This is a genomic window from Streptosporangium sp. NPDC001559 (assembly GCF_042893955.1).
Taxonomy (GTDB): Bacteria; Actinomycetota; Actinomycetes; order Streptosporangiales; family Streptosporangiaceae; genus Streptosporangium.
Genome location: NZ_JBIAVG010000014.1, coordinates 1 through 22,463 on the forward strand (window position 1 = coordinate 1; position 22,463 = coordinate 22,463).

Consider the following 22,463-nt stretch of genomic DNA (forward strand, 5'->3'; position numbering starts at 1 on the left):
TCCGCGACGACATCCATGAAGCCTTCATGACCCTCGCGCTTGTGATCATCTGCTGGCGACGCCTCACCCGCTGAACCCATTTTGCTAGGAGTTCTAAGGCGAACGCATGAGCGTGCGACTGTTGTTCGACCGATTCAGCGACATCCAGGAACGCGTCGTCATCGGGGACGTCAGACAAGCGGGCGACACGCCAGGCTATGACAGCGACATGGCTGTCGTCCCCCAAGAGAACTGGACGGCCCTCAGCGAGATTGACGCCGAGCATCTTCGGCCCGACAGGAGCATCCCTAACAGCATGGTGATCGAGCTGGTAGCCCAAGTCCTGCCTGTATTCACCTCCAATGACCTACAGGGCCGTCTGGACACCGCAGCCGCTCTCAACCCGTTGAAAGGCATCTGGCCGCGTAGGCGCCTCGCCTGTACGGCCAGTCAGCCAGGACGGCTCACCAGCACCGAAGACCCCTCAACTGAGCGTCGGATCGGACTGCACATCGACAACTTCGACCGGCGGAACTACCCTGACCGACACCTCAGTCGTCGACGCCTCTGCCTCAACCTGGGGCCTGGCACCCGCTACCTCCTGGTCGGCGACCGGGACATCATGGAAATCTGTCGTGCGCTAGGTCAAGATCAAGAGCAGCACTGTCCGCACACCGACGACGTGCGTCAATACATCGCCGCCGGGCATCCCCTGCGGTGCTTGCGCATCCGTTTGGAGCCTGGTCAGGGATACATCGCGCCAACTGAGCTCGTGCCGCACGACGGCTCCACAAGCGGCTCCCAGACATGGTCGCTCGCCGCTTTCTGGCTGGGCTGAGCCGACAGCCGGAGAGTGGAGTCAGGCCGACAGCCGTTCTTGAAACGGCTGAATCGAAATCGCTGGATGATCGAGCAAACGATGGCCCTGTTGGATTGGCTCCGTCGCCTGCGCATCCGCTGGAGGATTCACGACGACATCCACAAAGTCTTCATGACCCTCGCCATCGTCTGCCGGCGACGTCTCATCCACTGATCGTTCCTCATGGCGGTCGGACCCGTGAAGCCTCACAGCCGGGATCTCAGCACGTCGACCTCACAGCCCGGTGCGAACGGGTCGAAGCCGTGCTCGACCAGCCAGCGGACCCCCAGCAGGCTGCGCAACGACCACCACCCGCGGATCACGTCGAGGTCGACGTCGGTGCCGTAGCCGACGACGACGTCGTCGAGATGCTCCTCGTGTCCGAGCGTCAGGACGGCGAGGTCGAACAGGGCGTCACCCTGGCCCGCCTCGGACCAGTCGATGATGCCCGTGATCTCGTCGCCGTCGACGAACACGTGAGCGATCTGCAGGTCGCCGTGGGTGAACACCGGACTCCAGGGCCGGAACGCGGCCTCGGCGACCTGACGGTTGCGGGTGACCAGGTCGGCGGGCAGGACGCCGTTCGTCACGAGCCACTCGCACTCGCCGTCGAGTTCCGCCGACAGATCGTCGACGCCCCGGCCTGCCCGGCCGAGCCTGGGCGGCGACGGCGCGTCGTGCAACCTCCGGATGGCGGCGCCCGCCGCGGCCCACGCCGCCGGGGACGCGGTCGACGGCTCGCCGAGGCGGCCGAGCGCCGTCCCCGGGACCGCGGCGATCGCGAGCACCGGCGGCCTGTGCCACAGGACCTTCGGAGTCGGGACGGGCGCCAGGGTCATCGCCTCGACCTCGACGTCGGCGCGTGCCCGATCGGCGTCCACCTTCAGGAACACGTCGCCGACGCGCAGGGTCGCGCGCTCGGAATGGGCGACGACCACTTCGACCTCATCCATGGACGACCAGTCTCCCGAGGGCGATCGTCGACGTCACCGGGTTTGTCACGTGCCCGGCCACCAGGCGCCCTCGCGCGGCACCGGCCGCCGCCCAGGTCAGGGCCACCACTTCGTCAGGCCACCTCGGGAAATCACCGGCACCTGGAGTGCCGCTTTTGCGGGAGAAATCTCGATGAAGTAGCGTAAGTCAGGTGACTGCCGGGTCGGCCTTGGGCCACGCACCAGAGAGCAGCCCGGCTGACGCTTGATCGCCGGGCGGGCCAGGGGCCCGCCGCATTCTTCTCCATTCAGTACGGCGAAGCAGGATCTACCAATGGAGAAGAATGGATTTCAACAAGCAGGTCATCGACGAGTTCCGCGCCAACAACGGCCAGGTCGGTGGCTATTTCGAGGGAGCGAGACTGCTCCTGCTCACGACCGTCGGCGCCCGCTCGGGCAGGCCGCACACCACCCCCCTCGGCTACCTGCCCGACGGCGGCGACCGCATGCTGGTCATCGCCTCCGCCGGAGGGTCCCCCAAACACCCGGCCTGGTACCACAACCTGAAGGCCAACCCGCGTGCCACCGTCGAGACCGGGGTCCTCGACTTCGACGTCGTGGCGGAGGTCCTGGAGGGCGACGAGCGTGACGCGGCGTTCGCCCGCGCCGTGGAGGGCGACCCCGGCTGGGCCGAGTACCAGGCCAAGACGACCCGCGTCATCCCGGTCGTCGCGCTTCGCATCGCCGGGCCGCCCCGGAGCGACGCGCCGTCGGGCGGGGCCTACCTCAAGCTGGTGCACGACGGCTTCCGCCGCGAACTGGCGCTGATCCGCAAGGAGCTGTCCGACTCGGGACGGCCCGGCCTCGGTGTGCAGCTCAGGATCAACTGCCTGACCGTCTGCCAGGGCCTGCACCATCACCACCTGGGCGAGGACACCATGATGTTCCCCGTCCTGGCCGAACAGCACCCTTCGCTCGCCCCGGTCCTCGAACGGCTGGCCAGGGAGCACGAGCGCGTCGCCGTACTCGTGGAGGAGCTGAAGCAGACCCTCTCCGGGGACGATCCGCTGAAGGTGCGGGCCGAGATCGAACGGCTCGTCGACGAACTCGAAGCGCACCTGACCTACGAGGAGGAGCAGCTGATCCCGGTCCTCGACCTCGGCTGAAGGCCCGCCGTACCAACAAGGCCCGCCGTACCAGCAAGGCTCGTTGCACCCGTAGGGCCCGCTGTACGAACAGGGCCCGCCGTACCAAGCCGCACCGATACGGCCCGCCGTACCGATAACACGGTTGAGAACGGGAAAACCCGCCCTGTTCCGCCTTTTCGCGCCGCACCGCGAGAGAAGGAGGAACAGGACGGGCGGTTCACGGGCACACGGTTCCCCGCCCACCGGGGAACCGGGCCTGGCAAAGCGCCCGGGGCCGGTGACTCACCTCACCGGCCTCCGGGTGAGGATCACGGGCCTTCCGGGTTCACCACGTCGGCGTCGACCCAGAAGGGGGCGACCAGTTCGCGCAGCCGCTCGGCGCCGACCCGCTCGACCAGTTCGATCGCGTTGACGTTGTCGACGAGCTGCTGCATCTTGGTCGCCCCGAACAGCACGGTGCTGACCGAGGGGTGCGTGAGGGTGAACGCCACGCACAGCTGGGCGGGAGTGACCTCCAGCTCGGCCGCGACCGCCGCGAGGCCGTCGGCGGCCTCGATGATGCGCTCGCGGACGCCGCCCGGGTCGCGGCCGATCTCACGTCCGGGCTTCTTGTTGCCCGCGAGGATGCCGCCTTCGAGGATGTCCGACGCCTGCATGGTGATGCCCTCGGCGAAGACCTGGGCGAACGGCGCGCCGTCCGGGATCGACCTGCGGCAGGGGCTGTACTTCAGCTGCGCGATCTGCGGACCGGGCGAACCCGCCTGGATGGCGTGGTCGCGGATCGTCCTGACCGCGGTGGCCGACCAGTTGTTCACACCCCAGCAGCCGATGATCCCGTCGACCTCCAGCTCCGCGAGGTCGACCGCGAGCTGGTTCAGGTCGAGGTCGTCGCGGCGGATGTCACCGAGGATCACCAGGTCGGCCCGGTCGGTCCCGACCCTGAACAGGGCCTTCTCCAGCTGCTCACGCAGCGACATCTCCGGGTACGGCTCCAGCCACAGCTTGGCCGACAGCAGGTACTCGTCCCTGGAGATGCCCGCCGCCCTGACGATGGCGGAGAACAGCACGTCGGTGAAGACCGGCGGGTGACCCGGGAAGCCGTACACGCCGACGTCGAACAGGTTGATGCCCAGGTCCACGGCGTGGCGGACCATGGCCACCGCGTCCTCGAAGGCCATGCGGTCGTAGGTGTGCCAGGACCCCAGCGACAGGACGGAGACGTCGGGACCGTGGGTTCCGACCCTGCGGAGGGGAACCACCTTCTTGGGCGTGGACATCGGACTCCTCGAAAAATATATGGATGGCCGTCAGGCTCTGTTCGGTGGAGCTTCTCGCCTGCCAAGCCCCGGGAAAGGTCCGTGGAAGACCCGCGGAAACGGCCCTCGGGTCCCCGCGGAGCGTCTCCGCGGGGACCTTCGGAGGATCAGGCGAGGGTCCGGAAGCAGGTTCTCAGGGAAGCCACGGGTGGACGACGGCCTTGACCTGCTCAAGGCGCGACATGGACTCAAGCGCTGCCGAGGCCCCGCCGAGTCCGACGGGCTCGCTGAACAGCTCGTCCCAGGGGAACCGCGTCTGGGTCGAACGCAGGAACTCGATCGAGTTGTAGTAGTCGCCGACGTCGCCGTTGAGCGACCCCAGCACGTTGAGCTCCTTGCCCATGATCGTCCCGAGGGAGATCGGGTCGGGGCGCGGGCCCGTGGTGCCGACGATGACGAACGTGCCGCCCCAGGCGGCGGCGTCGATGGCCTCCGCGCCGACACCGGGCGCTCCGGCCACGTCGATCACCAGGTGCGCGCCCTGGCCGTCGGTCGCCTCCATGATGGCGGCGCGACGGCTGTCGGCGTCACCGTCCAGGCCGATGGTGACGTCGGCGCCGAAGCGCTTGGCCAGTTCGAGCCTGGAGTCGGGGCCGCCGACGGTGATGACCTTGCCCGCACCCGAGGCGCTGGCGACCGCGGTGGCGACGATGCCCAGCGCGCCCGCCCCCTGGACGAGGACGTTCGAGCCGAGCTTGGCGCCCCCGGCGCGGTCGAAGGCGTGCAGGACGGTCTTGACGGCGCAGCCCGCGCTGGCCGCCCAGGTGTCCTTGACGTCCTCGGGGAGGATGTACTTCTGGGCGGTCGGCGTGACGTAGTCGTACTCGGCGAGTCCGGCGGTCGAGTGCGGCCACACGTCGGAGCGCTGCAGGAACCCGTAGCCCCGCTTGGAGCAGGCCACGGGGTTGCGGATCACCGTACAGCCGTAGCAGTAGCCGCAGGTGGACTCCGACCAGCCGATCTTGGCGCCGACCTCGACGGGACGACCGAGGGCGTCGACGGTGCCCGACCCGACGGCCACGACCGTTCCGATCATCTCGTGGCCGAGCACCATCGGGAGCATGCCCGGGAACGACATGCCGCCGCTCCAGATGTGCACGTCCGTCGCGCACAGCGTGGCGCAGTCGACCTTGACGATCGCGCCACCCGGCTCGCACTCGGCGGGGAGCGGCAGCTCCTCGATGACCAGAGGCTCCCCGTGGGCGCGCAGTACGGCGGCCCGCGTGGACGTAGGGACTGTCATGCGATGATCTCCGAATTCGCTATCTGCTGTGGGCTGTGTCCCAGACCTCGTTACGGCTGCGCCACCACAGCAGCACCAGGATCACGAGGAAGGGGACGACGCCCCGGTACTTCTGGATCTCGTCGAGCGACGCGGCGAAACCTTCGAGCAGGCCCATGAGCACACCACCCAGAAGTGTCAGGGGCAGGCTCTTGAAGGAACCGACCATCGCCACGGCCAGGGCCGTGGTGACAAGTCCGCTCAGGGTGGAGAAGTCCCCACCGAGACGCGGCGCGACCAGCAGGATCACCAGCGTGCTGACACCGCCGATGGCGGCCCAGACGGCGATGGCGAGCTTGGGGGCCGGGATGCCCACCACCTGGGCGGTGCCCGGACGCTCCGACAGCGCCTGCAGCCGCAGGCCGACGGACGTCCGGGACAGCATCAGGCCGACCCCGAAGGTGATGAGCGCCGCGAAGGCGAGCGAGACCAGCACCGACTGGGGTACCACGACGTCGCCCAGGGTGAAGGCGGGTGAGTCGAACACGGTCGGGAACCTCCTGGCCCCCGTCGACGTGCTGCCGAACAGGCGCAGACCGATCGCCCCGATGGCCACGAAGAGGGCCACGGTGACGGCGGCCTTGGTGCGCTCGTCGTGCTCACCGAACCAGCGGACGAGCCCGGAGCCGATCAGGGCCGACAGCAGCGACCCCGCCACGACTCCGATGACGAGCGCGACGGGCCAGGGCAGCCCCAGGTCCATCAGCGACACCATGATGAAGGCACCCATCGTGCCCACACCCGCCATGGCGAAGTTGACCACGGCGACGAGCCGGTAGGTCAGCACGACGCACAGGCCGAGCAGGGCGTAGACGCCACCGCTGGTCAGGCCCGCGACCAAGGAATTCAACATCGGACACCCACCTCCTGGGGCTCCTGAAAGACCTGAAAGATCAGTTCTTGCCGGGGACGATGAAGCCCTCGGGAAGGACCTTCCACTTGCCGGCCTCGACCTTCACGAAGCGGCTGCCCTCGATCGGGCTGTGGGCCTCACCGGGACCGAAGATCCACGGGGTACCGACCATCGGGTAGTCGATCGGCTTCATGTTCTTGAAGGCCTCGGTGACCGACTCGCGGGTGATGTCGCCCTTGACGGTCTTCAGGACCTGGACGAACAGGTCGGCGGCCATGACGGCGCCCTGGCTGAAGGCGGTCTTCTGGATCTTGTTCTCGTCGATGACCTTCGCCCAGCGCTCGTTGCCGGGGAGGGTCTCGTCGGTGTACGGCTGCCACTCGGTGCCGGCGTAGACGTTGAGGCCGTCCGGGATCGCCTGGGCGTTGGCGTCGGTGTAGCTGTTGGCGGCCACGATGAAGTCGACGTCCTGCATGCCCTGGGTCTTGGCCTGGGCGAACCACGGGCCGACGGTGGCGTTGTACAGGATCGCCTGGCAGCCGGCGGCCTTGGCCTTGACGAGGTACGGCGTCGGGTCGCCCTGGCCGACCGAGGTGTCCTTGACGGCCAGCTGCTTGCCGGTGAGGTCGGTCCACTCCTTGATGGCGGCGTCGATGCCGCCACCGCTGCCCGGCAGCACGGTGTAGTACATGCACACCTTGTCGCGCTTGAGCGTCTCGGAGGCGTAGTAGAGCATCGCCGTGATCAGCTTGAACGGACCCGGGTTGACCGGGGCGATGTTCGGGCTGGTGAAGCAGGCGGGGTCGACGCCGACGGCCGGCATGGAGATGATCCCGGCGTTGGTGTAGGTGGCGCGGTTCAGGCCACAGTCGACCGCGCTGGAGGAGCCGACGAGGGCCACGACGTTCTCCGACTCCAGCAGCTCAAGGGCCGCCTCGGTGGCACGCTGCGGGTTCATCGCGTCGTCCTTGCTGACGAGCTCGATCTGACGGCCGTTGATGCCGCCCTGCTTGTTGACCTCGTCGAAGACGGCCTTGACGGCCTGGGGAACCTCGGGCGTCTGGAACAGGCCGGTGACACCGTTGATCGAGCCGACCTTGATCGGGCCGCCGGTGCCGGAGTCGCTGCTCGAACAGGCCGCGCTGGCCATGGCCAGGGCGGCGACCACCGCGACGCTGGTGAGGGAACGCTTCATCACTGCACTACTTCCTTGGGGCTGGGGGAAGAGGGGGGGTGGGGGTAGGGGTTGGGTTCGGGAGGGCTATACGAGGGTTATACGAGGGGCACGTCGGCAGTACCGAGGTAGGCGGCCATGACCGCCGGATCGTCGAGCACTTCCTGCGTGGTTCCGGACGCGATGACGTGTCCGAAGTCGAGAACGGTCACCTGCGCGCACGCCGCGCGGACCAGCTCCATGTCGTGTTCGACGAGGAGGATGGAGACACCGAAGCGGGAGGGCACCTCGGCGAGCCTCTGGCCCAGCTTGAGCGACTCGGCGGCCGACTGACCGGCGGCGGGCTCGTCGAGCAGCGCGACCTTGGGCCTGGCCGCGATGGCGGCGGCCACGTCGAGCAGACGGCGGCTGCCGACGTCCACGATGGACACCGGGACCTCTCCGGGCGGGCAGCCGAAGAAGTCGAGCAGCTCGTCGGCCTCCTGCTTGGACAGCTTCCTGTTGGCGCCGATCGAGAGGTACTCGTACTGGGTCAGCTCGGGCGCGATCACCGTCGTCTGGAACGTACGGCGCAGGCCGTTGCTCGCGCGGGAGCTCGGGCTGAGCTTGTCCAGGGACCTGCCCTCAAGCTCGACCGTGCCCTCGTAGGCGTGGAGGAACCCGCTGACCGCGGCGATGAAGGTGGACTTGCCCGCGCCGTTGGGGCCGATCAGACCGACGACGCCACCGCTGGGGACGGTGAGGTCGATGCTGTCGAGCGCGAGGACCTCGCCGTACCTGACGGTCAGGCCGCGCACGTCGAGGGCCGGCTGGTCGCCCGCGGGGGCGGGCGGCGGGACCAGGGAGGTCGACTCGGTGGCCGGGACAGCCGCCTTGGGCTCCTCCTTGGGCTTGTCCGGGAGGCTCTCCAGCAGCTTGCGCGCGGCGGCCTCCCTCTTGCGGGCCCGGGTGAAGTCGGTCTGGCTGACGCCGCTGCGCAGGGCGAAGATCGCCGAGAGGCCGAAGAGGATGCCGCCCAGGTCCTGGGGCAGCCTGAGCTTCTCCAGGATCGTCGCCATCACCGCGCCGAAGATGCCGCCCATGAGGGCGCCCTCGGGGTTGTGCGGGCCGATGAGGATCGCCACCGCGAAGAGCGCGAGCGACTGTCCCATGGCGAAGTTGCTGGAGACGACCAGACCGAGCTGACCGGCCATCAGGCCACCGCCGATGCCGGCGATGAAGGCGCTGAGGGCGAACGCGGCGAGCTTGCTGCGCGCGACCGAGATGCCGTGCGCGGCGGCGGCCCGCTCCGAGTAGCGGATCTCCAGCCAGGACATGCCGAGCCTGGTCCGGTTGAACAGCGCCAGCCCGATGCTGAGCGCCATGAAGACGATCACGGCCAGGACGAAGTAGCCGCCGTTGGTGTGGAACAGGCCGGGGCGCTGCAGCGTCTTCAGTTCGGTGGTGCCGGGGAACTGGTTGGCGTTGAGCACGATGTCCGCGGCGACGGCGAAGCCGAAGGTGACGACCGCGAGGTTCACGCCACGGATGCGCAGGGCGGGCAGGCCGATGGCGACGCCGACGGGGACGGCCGCCAGACCGCCGATGACCAGCCAGACGATGAAGCCGCCGGGGGCGTCGGCCAGGTTCAGCCGGAGCACGACCCAGGCGCCGATGGCGGCGAAGGACATCTGACACAGGGACATGACGCCGGCCCTGCCGACGATCACACCGTAGCTCTGCATGATCACCGAGCTGACGACCGCGGTGATCGCGAGATACACCCAGTACGGCGGCAGCACGTTGGGCACGATCACGCAGGCCGCCGCGGCGACGGCCAGGGCGATCCCCCACGAACGCTTGTCGATCATGTTCACGGGTTCTCGCCCCCAGCTTCGACGACGGCGTCCGTGGGCATGGCGCCGAAATAGAACTCATGCAGGCGCTCGGAGTCGCCCCTGATCTCGTCACACGGGCCGTCGAAGACGACGCGGCCCTTGCGGAGGACGTAGGCGTTGGCCCCGATCTCCAGGGCCAGGTTCGCGAACTGCTCGATGAGCAGGACGGCGATGCCCAGGCCGACCAGGTCCTTGACGGCGTGCATGAGGCGACGGACGACCACGGGCGCGAGGCCGAGGGACATCTCGTCAATGAGTATGATCTTGGGGTCGGAGATCAGCGCGCGTCCCAGGACGAGCATCTGCTGTTCACCGCCGGACAGGTGACCGGCCTGGAGCGTACGGCGCTTCTGCAACTCGGGGAAGAGCTCGTAGACCTTCTCGGCGTCGCCCTTGCCGGAACGGGAGACGAGCAGGTTCTGCTCGACGGTCAGCGTCCTGAAGACCGTACGGGCCTGCTCGACGTAACCCAGACCGGCCTGGGAGCGCTTGTAGATGGGAAGCTTCTCGATCGGCGCGCCGTCGAGCTGGATCGTTCCTGAGGTCACGGGGGCCAGCCCCGCGATTCCGTCCATCAGCGTCGTCTTTCCGGCGCCGTTGGCGCCCAGGACGACCGTGACGGTTCCGGGTGCGACGGTCAGGGAGACGTCGTGGACGATCGGGGTGTCACCCCGGTTGATACTGACGTCCTTAAGGGAGAGGACTTCGCCGCTCATTGGGCGCCTTTCACATAGGCGGATCGCAGTGCCTCGACGACGTGGGCAGTGACACCGCTGACCTCGGCCAGCTCAAGCGTGAGCAGTCCGAAGAAGCCGTGGATCATGCCGTCGAACACGGCCAGCTCAACCTGGTTGCCGGCGGCCTTGAGCGCCTCGGCGTACTCGACGCCCTCGTCGCGGAGGACGTCGTACTCGGCCTCGACGACCAGCGCGGGCGCCAGGCCCGACAGGTCCTTCGAGCGGAGCGGCAGGAGATAGGGGTCGTCGAGATCACTGGCGTTACGGGGGTACTGGGTGAAGAACCAGTCCATGCCTTCCTTCGAGAGGAAGTAGCCCTCGGAGCAGTCCCGGTAGGAGGCGCGCCCGTCGTCGGGGTGGCCCAGAATCGGCGAGACGAGCACCTGCAGGGAGAGCCGGGGACCGTTCAGGTCGCGGGCCTTGAGCGCGACGACGGCGGCGAGGTTCCCGCCCGCGCTCTCACCGGCGACGGCGAGGCGCGAGGCGTCGACCGAGAGCGCCTCGGCGTTCTCGTGGACCCACAGGAGCGCGGCGTAGGAGTCGTCCGCCGCGGCCGGGAAGGGGTTCTCCGGTGCGAGCCGGTAGTCGACGGAGACGACGACGGCGCCCGCCCCTGCGCAGACCGCCCGGCAGGCGACCTCGTTCTCGTCGAGAGAGCCGATGGTCCACCCGCCGCCGTGGAACCAGACCAGCGCCGGGAACGGCCCGTCCCCCTCGGGGGTGTATACACGAACCGGTACCTCACCCGCAGGACCGGGGAACACGGTATCGACCACACCGCCGACCGGCTGAAGGTCGTCCGGCATGGTCCAGGCAAGACGGAATCCCTCGCGCATCGCCGCCGCGTCAAGCTGGGGGGCCTCGCCCTGGTCCTGAACGCCGGTGCGGTCGATTATTCGCTGCGCCTCGGGATGCAGGGGCATGGGGTTACCTCCGGGGGCGGCCCGAGTGCCTTCCCAAAGGTTCAGGCACTCGCAAATCGTATCCGATTCCATGTACGTTATGCGGGTCCAAATGACGTGTCTAGTGTGATGGTGAAATGTTGCCTAACGATTCGAGGTACGACGCCGCCTCGGCGGATGTGGTCATGACCGGCGGTAAGGTGCACACCGTCGACGCCGCCGACACTGTCGCGGAGTCGATCGCGATCACCGGCGGCCGCATCACTCGAGTGGGATCAGAAGATGAAATTTCATCTCTGATCGGTCCCGACACCCGCGTCATCCCATTGCGGGGAAGATCGGTCCTTCCGGGGATCAACGACTCCCACCTCCACGGCGTCTGGCTCGGCCAGATGTGGCCCGCCCTCCTCATGGACCAGATGGCGGCCGGGCACCACGGAGGCGAGCCGCCTGCGCGGCTGGAGACCTCACAGGACCGGCGTGGCGCGATCCTGCGCACCGCCGAACTGCTCGCGTCACTCGGGGTCACGAGCTACACCGAACCGGGCCTCGGCCCAGGGGAGGACAACGGGGCGAGCGGCTGCTTCGGCTCCGCGGCCCTGCGCGACTACGCCGACCTCGCGGCGGAGGGCAGGCTCACCTCCCGGGTGACCGCCCTCATGCTGTTCGGCGAGCTGGACGGCGCGAGCTCGCTGGCCGGGGTGCTCGACGGACTGCGTGACTTCACGCCCCCCGCCGACGTGCCCGGCTGGTTCCGCGTCGCGGGCGTGAAGATCTTCGGTGACGGCATCCCGCCGATGCGCAACGCCTGGATGGACGAGCCCTACACCGACGGCACGTACGGCGGGCTGCTGGTCGAGGGGGCTTCCGAGGCCGAGCGTGAGGCCGTACTCATCGCGATGATCGACGCGGCGCACGCGGCGGGACACCAGGTCGCCGTGCACGCGACCGGAAGCAGGACCACCAGGACGGTGACGGACGCCTTCGCCGCGGCGGCCTCCAGGGACGGCCGCGACGCGAGGCACTACATCATCCATGGCGACGTGATCTCCTCCAGGACCCTGGCCACGATGGCGGCCGCAGGCATCGGACTGAACACCCAGGTGGGAATACCCGTGGCGACTGAGCATATGGTGCTTGGAGCCCTGGGCGAGGACATCCTCCCCCAGACGTGGCCGACCCGTGACGCACTGGACATCGGGGTGAAGCTCTGCCTCAGCTCCGACGCCCCGGTCCTCACTCCCGACTGGCGGGTCGGGATCGCCGCCGCGGTCACCCGGCGTGGTCTTGACGGCGCCGTGCGTGGCGCCGCCCAGCGGCTCGCGGTCACCGAGGCCCTGCGGGCCTACACCATCACCCCCGCCTGGCAGGACGGGGCGGAGTCGTGGAAGGGTTCGCTGGAGGCCGGCAAGGTCGCCGACCTGTGCGTGCTGGACGGCGACCTGCTTGAGGTCGAGCCCGAGGCCCTGCCCCAGGTCCCGGTGAGCCTGACCATGGTGGACGGCCGCGTCGTCCACGAGAGCTGATCCGGAGGACACCACGCCCAGTCGCACGGAAAAGCCACGAGGGACCGGCCCGCGAACACGCGAGCCGGTCCCTCGTCACGTCACCCTGCCGTATGGTCCCGCCCGAAACCCGGTTACGGACCCGGCCGCGTTTTCCGGCCCGGTTCCGGGCCTTGTTCCGGACGTTGCCCCGCCGTACGGCACGGGCACGAGCCGAACGCGTCCCGGCGCCGCCGGGAAAGGGCGGCCGGGACGCGGAACGGAGTCGTCAGGCCTTGTTCGGGGCGTCGGTGCCCCAGGAGGCGTCGGGGGCGACCACGCCCTTGTCGATCCACAGCGACCCGACCGCGGAACGCAGCTCGTCGCCGTGCCGTTCGAGCAGTTCGAGAGCTCCCAGGTTCTCGTCGAGCTGCGTCCTGCTGCTGGCGCCGAAGAGCACGTTCGCCGCGGCCGGGTGGGTCAGGGTGAAGGCGATGGCCAGCTGGGCCGGGGTCGCGCCGAAGCCCTCGGCGATCCGCTTGACCTCGGGGTAGGAGTCACGGATCCGGTCGCGGATGCCGCCCGGGTCCGCGCCGATCTTGCGCTGCGGGTTCAGCTTGCCCGCCAGGATGCCGCCCTCGAAGACGTCCGAGGCCTGCAGCCCCAGGCCGCCCTCGGCGAACAGCCTGCCGTACGGCGTGCCGTCCGGCACCGAGCGGCGGGCGAGGCTGTACTTGAGCTGCGCGAAGGACGGCGGCTCCATGCCCTCGGCGATGGCGAAGTCACGCGCGAACCACAGGTCGTCGGCCGACCAGTTGTTCACGCCCCAGGTCTGGAAGCGCCCGGCCCGCACCAGCTCGGCCACGTCGGTGACCACGGCGCGGATGTCCAGGTCGCCGAAGAAGTCGCCGACCACGACGGAGTCGGCCCTGTCGGTCCCGATCCGGGACAGCGAGGTGTCGATCTGCTCGGCGAAGGAGGACTTGGGGTACTCCCACAGCCAGAGCTTGCCGCACAGGAGGTAGTCGTCCCTGGCCACCCCGGCCTCGACGACGGCCTCACCGAAGATGATGTCGGTGACCGCGTTCTCGGCGTGCGGACCGAAGTTGTAGTGGGCGACGTCGAAGAGGTTCACGCCACGGTCGACGGCGTAACGGATCAGGGCGACGGCGTCGTCCCGCTCCATCCTGTCCCAGGTGTTCCAGGAGCCGAGACCGAACACCGGAACCAGGGGACCACGCTCACCGAGCCGACGCCGGGGGACCTGACCTGAGTACTCCACCGAGAACCTCCGATGTCGATGTGCGACCCCTGGTCGCTGCCTGGTGAATCGTATAGTATTCCCAATATTGTTTGGAATCAAAGGAGCGCATCGCATGTCGTCTCTCCCCGACAGCACCTCGTCCGCGAGCCCCTCGAAGATCGTGGACGTGGCCATCGGCTACATGGCCGCCAAGCAGCTCTTCGCCGCCAGTGAGGCCGGAGTGTTCGCGGCGCTGGCCGACGGTCCCGCGACCGCCGCCGAAATCGCCGAGCGCGCCGGGATCCCCGCGAACGTCGCCAGGATTCTCGCCGACGCGATGTCGAGCCTCGACCTCCTCACCCGCACCGACGGGGTGTACGCCAACACCCCCGCCACCGCGCGGTACCTCGCGGGCTCCGCCGGCGACCTCGACCTGCGTAAGTTCCTCGCCTTCCTCGACGCCGTCAGCTACGGCCACTGGCTCGGCTTCATCAACACCGTCCGCACCGGCAAGCCCGGCGACCTGGACATGTCCGGCGACCGCATGGACATCTTCATGGGCGGCGTCATGACCTACAACGCGCTGCACGCCAAGATGCTCGCCGACAACTTCGACTTCTCCCCCTACACCAAGGTCCTCGACTACGGCGGCCTGTCCGTCTCCTTCCTCGTCGAGGCCCTGACCGCCAACTCCGCGCTCAACGGCACCTTCTTCTCCGGCGGCCCCCTCGTCGAGGCCGCCAGGGGCGTGCTGGCCGAGGCCGGCCTGAACGAGCGCGTCGAGATCGTCGAGGGCGACCCGCTGCAGGGCGACATCCCCACCGGCTTCGACCTGGTCTTCCTTGAGCACGTCGCGCACCGCTACGACGACGAGCAGAACAGGGCCATCGTCAAGCGCGCCCGCGAGGCGGCCGTCCCCGGCGCCAAGCTCCTCCTGCTCGACTTCTTCCTCGACAACGACGACAAGCAGCGCAGCATCGACGCGCTGCACGCCGGTGAGTACCTCACCATCGACGGCACCATCGTCTACCCCGAGGACCAGGTCCACGGCTGGCTGACCGAGGCCGGCTGGACCCCCGTCGAGACCCTCGCACTGCCCGGCAGCCCCCGCGTGATCGTCGCGGAAGCCCGGTGAGCGGCGCCGAAGGACGCGTCGTCCTCGTCACGGGCGCCGCGAGCGGCATCGGCAGGGCCGTGGCGGAGGCGTTCGCCGCCGCCGGTGACCGTGTCGTCGTCGCCGACGTCAACCGTGCGGGCGCCGACGAGGTCGCCGCCGAGATCGGCGGCCACGCCGTCACCCTCGACGTCACCGACCCCGAGAGCGTCAACGCGGCCGTCGAGGAGGTCGCCGAGAAGCTCGGCACCGTCGACGTCCTCGTCAACAACGCCGGCCTCGTCGCCGGTGGCGGCTTCCTCGTCGACCTCCCCTTCGAGGTCTTCGACACGGTCGTCTCGGTCAACTTCCGCGGCACCTTCACCGTCACCAAGACGGTCGCCGCGCAGATGATCAAGGCGGGCAAGGGCGGCTGCATCGTCAACATCAGCTCCATCGGCGCCCGCCAGCCGACCCCCGGCATGGGTCACTACGAGGCCACCAAGGCCGCCGTGGACGCGCTGACCCGCACCGGCGCCGTCGAGCTGGCCGGTCACGGCATCCGCGTCAACGGCGTGGCCCCCGGTCCCGTGCACACCCCGATGACCGCCGGTCTGATGGAGAACGCGGAGGCCCGGGAGGCATGGGAGTCGCGCATCCCGCTCCGCAAGATCGCGACCACCGAGGACATCACACCGCTGGTGCTGTTCCTGGCCTCCGCGAACGCCGGTCACATCACCGGCACCGTGGTCCAGGTGGACGGCGGCCAGCTCCTGGTGTGACCCAGAACAACACAGCCCGGCGCACCGTGGGGGGGCGCCGGGCTGTGTTTCTTTGCTCCGCCTTCGGCGTCGCGGGCTTGGGCGCCCTGAGTCGGTGCTTTCCCTCGTCACTCCGTCGCTGCGCTCCTGCGTTCCTCAGTCCAAGCACCGACGCGCCCAAGCCGGACACTCTCCACACCTGGCGCCGGTAAGGCCAAACTCCTCACGCATGGCGCCGGTACCCGAGCTCTTCGCGTTTGGGGTTGGCGCGTATGGACCGAAACTTCTTGCGCGTGGGGGTTGGTAAGGCGCGGGCCGAAACTTCTCGTGTACGGCGTCGGCGCCTGAGCTGAGACCTTTCGTCCGTGGAGCCGGGGGTGGACAGGCCGGGGCGGCGGGATCCAGACCGAGAGTCAGGTGCCTTACCCCTCGGTCGCTGACCAGGCGGCTTCGATCATTTGGAAGATCTCGTCGACTGCGGCCTCCGGGTCGGGGGACTCGCGGGCCAGGGAGTGGGCGTCGACCACGAATCTCGCGATCGTCCGGCAGGCCGTCGTGGTCCGCGACAGGTCGGGATCGGCGGCGATGGCCGTCGCCAGTGACTCCGCGTGGCGCAGTCTCATCGATTCCTCGTACTCCCGCAGGGCGGGGGTCTTGTCGATCATGTCCCAGATCGGGGTGCCGCCGCCCGACACGCAGTGGCGCACCATGGCCCGGATCTCGCGGCGCAGCGCGGGGATGAGCGGCTCCTGCGGCGCCCGGTCGGTGACCGCCTGCCTGAGACGCCGCTCGAAGTCCTCGTCCTGCCCGAACACCAGGGCCTCTTTCGAGGCGAAGTGCGAGAAGACCGTGGTGACGGCCACGTCGGCCTCGGCCGCCACGTCCCGGATGCCCACCGCGTCGTAGCCGCGCTCCAGGAAGAGACGCAGGGCGGTTTCGGCGATCTTCTGGCGGGTCGCGGCCTTCTTGCGCTCCCGGCGCCCGGACGGCACGGTCATGCCGTGATGCTATCAGATATGAAAACACAACGGTTTCGAAACACTAACCGTTAGTGCTACGGTCGGCGGCATGAGGAAAGTGAGCTTCGCCGCGTTCGGCGGCCCGGACGTCCTGCGACTCGTGGACGCCGAGGAGCCCCACGCGGGACCCGGGAAGATACGCATCGCCGTACGGGCGGCGGGGGTGAACCCCGTCGACTGGAGGATCCGCGAAGGCCAGTTCCAGAAGGCCCGTCCGATCGAGTTGCCCGCCGGGGTCGGGCTGGACGCCTCCGGGGTGGTGGACGAGGTCGGCGCGGGCGTCGAAGGGGTCAAGGTCGGCGACCACGTGTTCGGCGAGGGTTCGAGCACCTACGCCGAGTTCGCCGTGCTGTCGGCCTGGGCCCTGATGCCCGAGGGGCTGACGTTCGAGGAGGCGGCCGGATACCCCTCCGTGGTGGAGACCGCGCTGCGCGTCATCGACCAGGTCGGTGTACGGCCCGGTCAGACGCTGCTGGTCAGCGGCGCCTCCGGCGGAGTCGGATCGGCGGTGCTGCAGATCGCCCGCGACCGCGGCATCACGGTGATCGGCACGGCCGGGCCCGCGAACCAGGACTACCTACGCGGCCTGGGCGCCGTCGCCACGACGTACGGCGAGGGCTGGGTCGAGCGGGTGCGACGGCTCGGCCGTGTCGACGCGGCCCTCGACCTGGCAGGCTCCGGCGTGATCCGCGAACTCGTCGAACTGACCGGGGATCCGCGGAAGGTGATCTCCATCGCCGATCTCGGCGCTCCGGAGTTCGGTGTCCGGTTCTCCGGCGTGGCCGGAAGCGTGCCGGACGCGCTCGCCGAGGCCGCCGACCTCATCTCTCGGGGGCGACTCCACATCCCCGTCGAGAAGTCGTACACCCTCGCCGAAGCGGCGGCGGCGCACACCGACAGCCAGGCCGGTCACACCCGAGGCCGCCGGGTCATCGTCGTCTGAACCCTCTCCCCGGGAGTCGGTTCAGTCCTGGTCTGTGGAGAGGACCAGGTCGTGGTCGGGGGCGGCCGAGCGCAGGCGCCAGTCCTCTCCTTGCTCCTGATGGCGGCAGAACTCGGCGAAGCGGCCGCCGGCCGCGCGTAGTTCCGCCGGGGTTCCCTGTTCGACGATCGCGCCGTCCTCGACGAAGAGCACCCGGTCCGCGTGATGGATGCCGCCCAGGCGGTGGGCGACGATGACGCGGGTGCGTCGCCGTACGTCCTTGCTCAGGGCCTGGGCCACGGCGGCCTCGTTCTCGGTGTCCAGGGCGCTGGTCGCCTCGTCGATCAGCAGGATCGGCGCCGGTTTGAGCAGGGCGCGGGCGATGCTGACGCGCTGCCGCTCACCGCCGGAGAGGGCGGCCCCGGCCTCGCCGACATCCGTACGCTCCCCGTCGGGCAGCCGCCCGACGATCTCGTCCATCTGGGCGAGCCGCATGACTTCCGCGACCTGTGCCGGTTCCGCGTCCGGGTCACCCGCGAGGACGTTGTCGCGGATGGTGCCGCCGAACAGGTACGGATGCTGGAAGACCATGCTGGACAGCCGCTGCCTGGTGGCCGGGTCCAGCCCGGAGACGTCCTGGCCGTCGATGAGGACGCGTCCCCGCGCGGCCTCGTGGAAGCCCGCGACGAGCGACAGGATCGTGCTCTTCCCCGAGCCGGAAGGGCCGACGACGGCCGTGGTCGTCCCCGGTTCGAGGGTGAAGGACAGGTCCTTGAGCACCTCGTCGTCACCGTAGCCGAAGCCCACCCCCTGGAACTCGACGCGCGGCGCGTCCCGGCCGGGGGCCGGGGCGGTGGCCGAGGCAGCGGCTGAAACAGGGGGAGCCGGGGCGTCGAGGATGGCGCGCAGGGTGTCGAGGGTGCCCCGGACGGACTCGATCGCGGGTGCCAGCTCGCTGATCACGGTGAAGGGTTCGAGGAACCGTACGGCCACCACGACGAGCGCCACGGCCTGCGGCGCTCCGAGACCTCCTTCGAGGTGGAGCAGGGTGACGGCTCCGGCGAGCGCGACCAGCGCCACCTGACCGGCCAGGCCGAACAGCAGTTGTCCCGGGATCTGCAGCAGCACCAGGCGCAGCGCCGTACCGCGCTGCGCGACGGCGGCGGCACCCGCTCCGTTGCGGGCCGGTTCGACCCTGCGGGCGGCGCGCAGTGCCTGCTGGGTGCGGGCGAACTCCAGGACGCGCTCGGTCAGCGCGCTGTGCGCGGCCGTGTCGGCGGCGTCGGCCGCGCGGGTGATCCCGGTGGTCGCCCACAGCGCGACCAGCAGTCCCACGACGGCGACCCAGGCGGCGGCCCCGAGCTGCCAGGCGAAGCCCGTCAGGCCGATCGCGATCACGACGGGCAGCAGGACGGCGCTCAGCAACGGGGTGAGCAGGTTGGCGACGAGCCCGACCAGCTCAGGGCCGCAGGCGGCGACGGCCTGCCTGGCGGTCGCGGTGCGTTCGGCGGTGAACCAGCCGAGCGGGATACGGGTGAGCCGGTCGGTGAGGTCGCGCTGCACGGTGCCGAGCAGCGTGAACCCGATGTCGAAGCCGATGCGGGAGACAACCGTGTCCACGGCCCACACGAGCACGACGCTCACGGTGAGCGCGCCCAGCCACGGCAGCGCGTCGGCCGGAACCGTGGAGAACAACGCGCCGAGCAGGAGGGCGAGCAGTAGGCAGCCGACTCCCCGCAGGATCGCGGAGACCACGGTGAGCAGGGCGTACCCGACCACCTTGCCCCGGTCGGCCGCGGGGACGAGCCGGACGAGGGTACGGATCATCGGGACACCTCCGCCTTGGCGGGTACGCTTCCCCGGCTGTCCCACAGCCTGCGGTAACGGCCGCCGGACGCGATCAGCTCGGTGTGGGTGCCGGTCTCCGCGACGCGGCCGTGGTCGAGGACGACGATCCGGTCGGCGTCGACGACGGTGTGCAGGCGATGCGCGACGACGAGCACCGTACGGCCTCGGGTGAGCCGGGTCAGGGCCTGCTGTACGAGGTGTTCGGACTCGGGATCGGCGAACGCCGTCGCCTCGTCGAGGACCAGCACCGGGGTGTCGGCGAGCAGGGCACGCGCGATGGTGAGGCGCTGCCGTTCCCCGCCGGAGAGTCCGCCGTCGCCGTCCAGCACGGTCTCGTAGCCGTCGGGCAACCGCAGGATCCGCTCGTGGATCCGCGCGTCCCGCGCCGCCGTCTCGATCTCGGCCGTGGTCGCCTCCGGCCTGGCCAGGGCGATGTTCTCCCGTACGGTTCCGTGCACGAGCTGCGCGTCCTGGAAGACGAACCCGACACGGGTGTAGAGCTCGTCACCGGACATCGCGCGGATGTCGCGTCCCCCGACGGTGACGGCGCCGGAGTCCACGTCGTGGAAGCGGGCCAGCAGTCCGGCGAGCGTCGACTTGCCCGACCCCGAGGGGCCGACGAGCGCGGTGACCGTACCCGGCCGCAGGGCCAGCGAGACGTCGTGGATGACGGGTTTGCCGGGCCGGTAGCCGAAGCTCACCCGCTCGAAGCGGACGACCCCCCGCTCCCCCTCCGGTTCCACCGTCTCAGGACGGGTGGTCAGCTCCTTCTCACCGAGGACGACGGCGATACGGCGGGCCGCCAGGACGCCCGCGCGGACGCCGCCCATCCCGAGGCCGATGCCCAGCAGCCGCGCGCCGAAGGTGGTGCCGAGCAGCAGGAACGGCAGCAGCGTCGCCGCCTCCATGGCCCCGGAGACGACCATGGGCGTGCCGACGACCATGATCAACCACAGGAAGGTCATCGGGCGGGTGACCAGGTCGATGAACGTCTTCTTGCCGATGAACGGCCGCTGCCAGCCGTCCAGGAAGCCGATGTAGGACTCAAGCTCACGCCGGAAGGAGGAGGCCGCGACGCCGCCGAACATCCGGATCACCGGTTGTCCCGCGAAGAAGGCGGCCGACTCGTTGCCCATCCGCTCCGCCCACCGGGACGCCTCGGCGATCTTCGGGCCGCTCTGGAACATCATCGCGGCGAAGGCGAAGAGATACACGATGATCGGGACGAACAGGACGAGCGCCAGCCTCCAGTCGGTCGCGAACAGGTAGACCAGCACCGCGACCGGGGCGACGACGGCCGCGACCCCGTCGGGGACGGCGTGCGTGACCAGACCGTGCAGCTCCAGCGTGTCGTCCTGCACGAGCTTCTTGACCGCCCCGGAGCCACGCCGGGTGAACCAGCCGAGCGGCAGCCGTACGAGCTTGCCGAGCAGCCGGTGGCGGACCCGCGCGCCGAACCGCGCGTCCAGGACGTGCAGCCACACCATCAGCGCGCTGCCCAGCAGCGCTCCGGCGCCGAAGACGACCAGGAAGGCCACGGCGGTACCGCGCAGCCGGTCCCCGTCGGCCCCCGCGAGCAGCAGCCGCGCCAGCTCGGCCAGCAGCACGAACGGCGCGAGCTGCACCAGCGTGACGACCCCCTGCACCACCCCGGCGACGATCATCGCGGTCTTCACCGGCGCGAGCAGCTCCTTGGCCGCCTGCGACCGCCACCGCCCCTGCCTCTCCCGAGCGGCCCGCGCGGCGGAAACCGCCCCACCAGGCTTCACGCCCGACGCCGACCCGGCGCCCTCCTGCTCATCAGGCCTTACGGCCGACGCCTGCCCGGCGAGTCGCTGCCCGGTTCGCACATCCCGCACCGCGGAAGCCACCCCACCAGACCGTACGGCCTCCCGCCCATCAGGCCGCTGCCCGGCGGCCTCCTGCTCATCGGAGCGCACGGCCGACGTCGGCCCGGCATCCTCCTTCTCGGCAGGTCGTACGGCCGCCTCCCGCCCGGCGGCCTTCTCCTCAGCAGGCCGTACGGCCGACGCCGTGACTTCCCGTTCGGCGGGTGCCTGCTCGGTGGCCTTCTCCTCGCCGGTACGGCGCAGCGAACCCATGGCCCTGCCGTACGTCCAGTAGGCCTGGGCGTAGGTGTCGGCCTTGGGGAAGCCGAACCTGTCACGCAGGGTCTTGCGCAGGTGTTTGAGGGAGCCCGCCTCGGTCGCCGCCCAGGCGTACCAGTTGGACCAGTCACGCTCGTCGATCGCGGCGGCCAGCGAGGTCTCGCCGTCCCTGGGCACCCACCGCACCCGCAGCCCCGGGTGGGAGGCGAGCGGGATCAGCTCGTCCTCCTCGTGCTGTCTCTCCAGGTAGAGCGCGATCTCGGCGTCGTCGGGCAGCGCGGCGACGATGCCGTTGATCGCGGGCACCGACGCGGGGTCACCGACCAGCAGATACCCCGCAGGCGGCTCGTCCGGTACGGCGAAGCGCGAGGAGCCGAACGACATCACCTGGACCTCGTCGCCGGGCTCGGCCTTCCCCGCCCACACGGTCGCCGGCCCCGCGGGCTCGTGCAGCACCACGTCCACGGCGAACTCACCGGTCTCCGGCTCGCACGAGACGAGGGTGTAGGCGCGCTGGTGTTCCCTGTCGGACCCGGTGGGGTCGGGGAACCAGAACCGCAGCCACGCGGTGGGGCCGACGGTGACGTTCTCGAACAGGGTCGGCGCCGACATGCGGATCCGCACCATATGCGGTGTGACCATGGAAGTCCGCACCACGGTCGCCACATGGTCACGAGCCCCGAAGCCGCGCATGACGGCTCCCTGGAACCCTCGCGCGGCCATCACCGCGCCCCCTCCGTGGCCGTCATGGCTTCGGGGCCGTCATGGCCTTCGGGGCCGGAGACATCAGGTTCGCCGTGGCCGTCGGTCTCGCCGTGTTCTCGGTGACCGTTCCGTGGACCACCGCCGTCATGTCCGGCTCGCATCCCCGGCGCGGCGGCGAGGTGATCCCCCTCCGGCCCCGGTCCTCTCGATGTCGCGCACGG

The 22,463-nt window shown here is 69.7% G+C and carries 19 protein-coding genes; 6 read left to right on the plus strand and 13 right to left on the minus strand.

All coding sequences use genetic code 11. The annotated features are described in order from the left end of the window. Positions 1 to 106 precede the first annotated feature (106 nt). The gene (locus tag ACFYY8_RS28180; protein WP_390045977.1) at positions 107 to 817 is read left to right on the plus strand and encodes a hypothetical protein; all 711 of its coding nucleotides are present in this window, start codon (positions 107 to 109) and stop codon (positions 815 to 817) included. 21 nt (positions 818 to 838) lie between these two features. Here ACFYY8_RS28180 and ACFYY8_RS28185 read toward each other — a convergent pair whose 3' ends face one another. Together ACFYY8_RS28185 and ACFYY8_RS28190 are read right to left on the minus strand one after the other, a co-directional pair. Further along, entirely contained in the window at positions 839 to 1,009 is a 171-nt protein-coding gene (locus ACFYY8_RS28185) for a hypothetical protein (protein ID WP_390045979.1), read from the minus strand. Positions 1,010 to 1,044: 35 nt separating this feature from the next. Continuing rightward, positions 1,045 to 1,791, minus strand: coding sequence for a phosphotransferase family protein (locus tag ACFYY8_RS28190; protein WP_390045981.1), 747 nt, complete (start codon positions 1,789 to 1,791; stop codon positions 1,045 to 1,047). 323 nt (positions 1,792 to 2,114) lie between these two features. Here ACFYY8_RS28190 and ACFYY8_RS28195 point away from each other — a divergent pair, with 323 nt between their 5' ends. Further along, positions 2,115 to 2,936 (plus strand): nitroreductase/quinone reductase family protein, encoded by an 822-nt coding sequence (locus ACFYY8_RS28195; RefSeq protein ID WP_390045983.1) that lies wholly within the window; start codon positions 2,115 to 2,117, stop codon positions 2,934 to 2,936. A 290-nt stretch (positions 2,937 to 3,226) separates the two neighbouring features. On the opposite strand, the gene ACFYY8_RS28200 is transcribed toward ACFYY8_RS28195, so the two are convergent. The 7 genes from ACFYY8_RS28200 to ACFYY8_RS28230 all read right to left on the minus strand — a co-directional run bounded on the left by ACFYY8_RS28200 (position 3,227) and on the right by ACFYY8_RS28230 (position 11,080). Continuing rightward, a complete protein-coding gene (locus ACFYY8_RS28200) occupies positions 3,227 to 4,195 on the minus strand; it encodes an aldo/keto reductase (protein WP_352014034.1) in 969 nt (322 codons plus the stop codon). 172 nt (positions 4,196 to 4,367) lie between these two features. Continuing rightward, positions 4,368 to 5,477 carry a zinc-binding dehydrogenase gene (locus tag ACFYY8_RS28205; RefSeq protein WP_390045985.1) on the minus strand — a complete coding sequence of 370 codons (1,110 nt, stop codon included), beginning with the start codon at positions 5,475 to 5,477 and terminating at the stop codon, positions 4,368 to 4,370. 19 nt (positions 5,478 to 5,496) lie between these two features. Then, positions 5,497 to 6,369 (minus strand): branched-chain amino acid ABC transporter permease, encoded by an 873-nt coding sequence (locus ACFYY8_RS28210; protein WP_390045987.1) that lies wholly within the window; start codon positions 6,367 to 6,369, stop codon positions 5,497 to 5,499. A gap of 40 nt (positions 6,370 to 6,409) precedes the next feature. Then, positions 6,410 to 7,564: an ABC transporter substrate-binding protein gene (locus tag ACFYY8_RS28215; RefSeq protein WP_390045989.1), complete on the minus strand. Its 1,155-nt coding sequence runs from the start codon at positions 7,562 to 7,564 to the stop codon at positions 6,410 to 6,412. 77 nt (positions 7,565 to 7,641) lie between these two features. Beyond that, complete coding sequence (locus tag ACFYY8_RS28220) at positions 7,642 to 9,393, minus strand: ATP-binding cassette domain-containing protein (RefSeq protein ID WP_390045991.1); 1,752 nt, start codon at positions 9,391 to 9,393, stop codon at positions 7,642 to 7,644. Positions 9,394 to 9,395: 2 nt separating this feature from the next. After that, positions 9,396 to 10,136 carry an ABC transporter ATP-binding protein gene (locus ACFYY8_RS28225; RefSeq protein ID WP_352014039.1) on the minus strand — a complete coding sequence of 247 codons (741 nt, stop codon included), beginning with the start codon at positions 10,134 to 10,136 and terminating at the stop codon, positions 9,396 to 9,398. After that, positions 10,133 to 11,080 carry an alpha/beta hydrolase gene (locus ACFYY8_RS28230; protein WP_390045994.1) on the minus strand — a complete coding sequence of 316 codons (948 nt, stop codon included), beginning with the start codon at positions 11,078 to 11,080 and terminating at the stop codon, positions 10,133 to 10,135. Before ACFYY8_RS28230 ends, ACFYY8_RS28225 begins: the two co-directional genes overlap by 4 nt. A 116-nt stretch (positions 11,081 to 11,196) precedes the next feature. Between ACFYY8_RS28230 and ACFYY8_RS28235 the strand changes: the two genes are divergently transcribed. Further along, on the plus strand, positions 11,197 to 12,585 hold the full coding sequence (locus tag ACFYY8_RS28235; RefSeq protein ID WP_390045996.1) for an amidohydrolase: 1,389 nt from the start codon (positions 11,197 to 11,199) through the stop codon (positions 12,583 to 12,585). A 247-nt stretch (positions 12,586 to 12,832) separates the two neighbouring features. Here the strand turns inward: ACFYY8_RS28235 and ACFYY8_RS28240 are convergent, their stop codons facing one another. Beyond that, positions 12,833 to 13,825, minus strand: coding sequence for an aldo/keto reductase (locus ACFYY8_RS28240; RefSeq protein WP_390045998.1), 993 nt, complete (start codon positions 13,823 to 13,825; stop codon positions 12,833 to 12,835). 94 nt (positions 13,826 to 13,919) lie between these two features. Here ACFYY8_RS28240 and ACFYY8_RS28245 point away from each other — a divergent pair, with 94 nt between their 5' ends. After that, positions 13,920 to 14,921, plus strand: coding sequence for a methyltransferase dimerization domain-containing protein (locus ACFYY8_RS28245; RefSeq protein WP_362911222.1), 1,002 nt, complete (start codon positions 13,920 to 13,922; stop codon positions 14,919 to 14,921). Next, complete coding sequence (locus ACFYY8_RS28250; protein WP_390046001.1) at positions 14,918 to 15,661, plus strand: SDR family NAD(P)-dependent oxidoreductase; 744 nt, start codon at positions 14,918 to 14,920, stop codon at positions 15,659 to 15,661. The genes ACFYY8_RS28245 and ACFYY8_RS28250 overlap by 4 nt, the downstream gene beginning before the upstream one ends. A gap of 401 nt (positions 15,662 to 16,062) precedes the next feature. On the opposite strand, the gene ACFYY8_RS28255 is transcribed toward ACFYY8_RS28250, so the two are convergent. Then, positions 16,063 to 16,638, minus strand: a complete 576-nt coding sequence (locus tag ACFYY8_RS28255) for a TetR/AcrR family transcriptional regulator (protein ID WP_390046003.1) — start codon at positions 16,636 to 16,638, stop codon at positions 16,063 to 16,065. 70 nt (positions 16,639 to 16,708) lie between these two features. Between ACFYY8_RS28255 and ACFYY8_RS28260 the strand changes: the two genes are divergently transcribed. Next, positions 16,709 to 17,602 carry an NADP-dependent oxidoreductase gene (locus ACFYY8_RS28260; protein WP_390046005.1) on the plus strand — a complete coding sequence of 298 codons (894 nt, stop codon included), beginning with the start codon at positions 16,709 to 16,711 and terminating at the stop codon, positions 17,600 to 17,602. A gap of 21 nt (positions 17,603 to 17,623) precedes the next feature. Here ACFYY8_RS28260 and ACFYY8_RS28265 read toward each other — a convergent pair whose 3' ends face one another. Together ACFYY8_RS28265 and ACFYY8_RS28270 are read right to left on the minus strand one after the other, a co-directional pair. Next, positions 17,624 to 19,408 carry an ABC transporter ATP-binding protein gene (locus ACFYY8_RS28265; protein WP_390046007.1) on the minus strand — a complete coding sequence of 595 codons (1,785 nt, stop codon included), beginning with the start codon at positions 19,406 to 19,408 and terminating at the stop codon, positions 17,624 to 17,626. Beyond that, on the minus strand, positions 19,405 to 22,230 hold the full coding sequence (locus ACFYY8_RS28270; RefSeq protein ID WP_390046009.1) for an ATP-binding cassette domain-containing protein: 2,826 nt from the start codon (positions 22,228 to 22,230) through the stop codon (positions 19,405 to 19,407). The genes ACFYY8_RS28265 and ACFYY8_RS28270 overlap by 4 nt, the downstream gene beginning before the upstream one ends. Positions 22,231 to 22,463 lie beyond the last annotated feature (233 nt).

Excerpts from the sequence above, each read along its gene's own strand:
- ACFYY8_RS28180 (WP_390045977.1), top strand. The coding sequence starts at position 107 with ATGAGCGTGCGACTGTTGTTCGACCGATTCAGCGACATCCAGGAACGC.
- ACFYY8_RS28190 (WP_390045981.1), bottom strand. The coding sequence starts at position 1,791 with ATGGATGAGGTCGAAGTGGTCGTCGCCCATTCCGAGCGCGCGACCCTG.
- ACFYY8_RS28195 (WP_390045983.1), top strand. The coding sequence starts at position 2,115 with ATGGATTTCAACAAGCAGGTCATCGACGAGTTCCGCGCCAACAACGGC.
- ACFYY8_RS28200 (WP_352014034.1), bottom strand. The coding sequence starts at position 4,195 with ATGTCCACGCCCAAGAAGGTGGTTCCCCTCCGCAGGGTCGGAACCCAC.
- ACFYY8_RS28205 (WP_390045985.1), bottom strand. The coding sequence starts at position 5,477 with ATGACAGTCCCTACGTCCACGCGGGCCGCCGTACTGCGCGCCCACGGG.
- ACFYY8_RS28210 (WP_390045987.1), bottom strand. The coding sequence starts at position 6,369 with ATGTTGAATTCCTTGGTCGCGGGCCTGACCAGCGGTGGCGTCTACGCC.
- ACFYY8_RS28215 (WP_390045989.1), bottom strand. The coding sequence starts at position 7,564 with ATGAAGCGTTCCCTCACCAGCGTCGCGGTGGTCGCCGCCCTGGCCATG.
- ACFYY8_RS28220 (WP_390045991.1), bottom strand. The coding sequence starts at position 9,393 with ATGATCGACAAGCGTTCGTGGGGGATCGCCCTGGCCGTCGCCGCGGCG.
- ACFYY8_RS28225 (WP_352014039.1), bottom strand. The coding sequence starts at position 10,136 with ATGAGCGGCGAAGTCCTCTCCCTTAAGGACGTCAGTATCAACCGGGGT.
- ACFYY8_RS28230 (WP_390045994.1), bottom strand. The coding sequence starts at position 11,080 with ATGCCCCTGCATCCCGAGGCGCAGCGAATAATCGACCGCACCGGCGTT.
- ACFYY8_RS28235 (WP_390045996.1), top strand. The coding sequence starts at position 11,197 with ATGTTGCCTAACGATTCGAGGTACGACGCCGCCTCGGCGGATGTGGTC.
- ACFYY8_RS28245 (WP_362911222.1), top strand. The coding sequence starts at position 13,920 with ATGTCGTCTCTCCCCGACAGCACCTCGTCCGCGAGCCCCTCGAAGATC.
- ACFYY8_RS28255 (WP_390046003.1), bottom strand. The coding sequence starts at position 16,638 with ATGACCGTGCCGTCCGGGCGCCGGGAGCGCAAGAAGGCCGCGACCCGC.
- ACFYY8_RS28260 (WP_390046005.1), top strand. The coding sequence starts at position 16,709 with ATGAGGAAAGTGAGCTTCGCCGCGTTCGGCGGCCCGGACGTCCTGCGA.
- ACFYY8_RS28265 (WP_390046007.1), bottom strand. The coding sequence starts at position 19,408 with ATGATCCGTACCCTCGTCCGGCTCGTCCCCGCGGCCGACCGGGGCAAG.
- ACFYY8_RS28270 (WP_390046009.1), bottom strand. The coding sequence starts at position 22,230 with ATGCGCGGCTTCGGGGCTCGTGACCATGTGGCGACCGTGGTGCGGACT.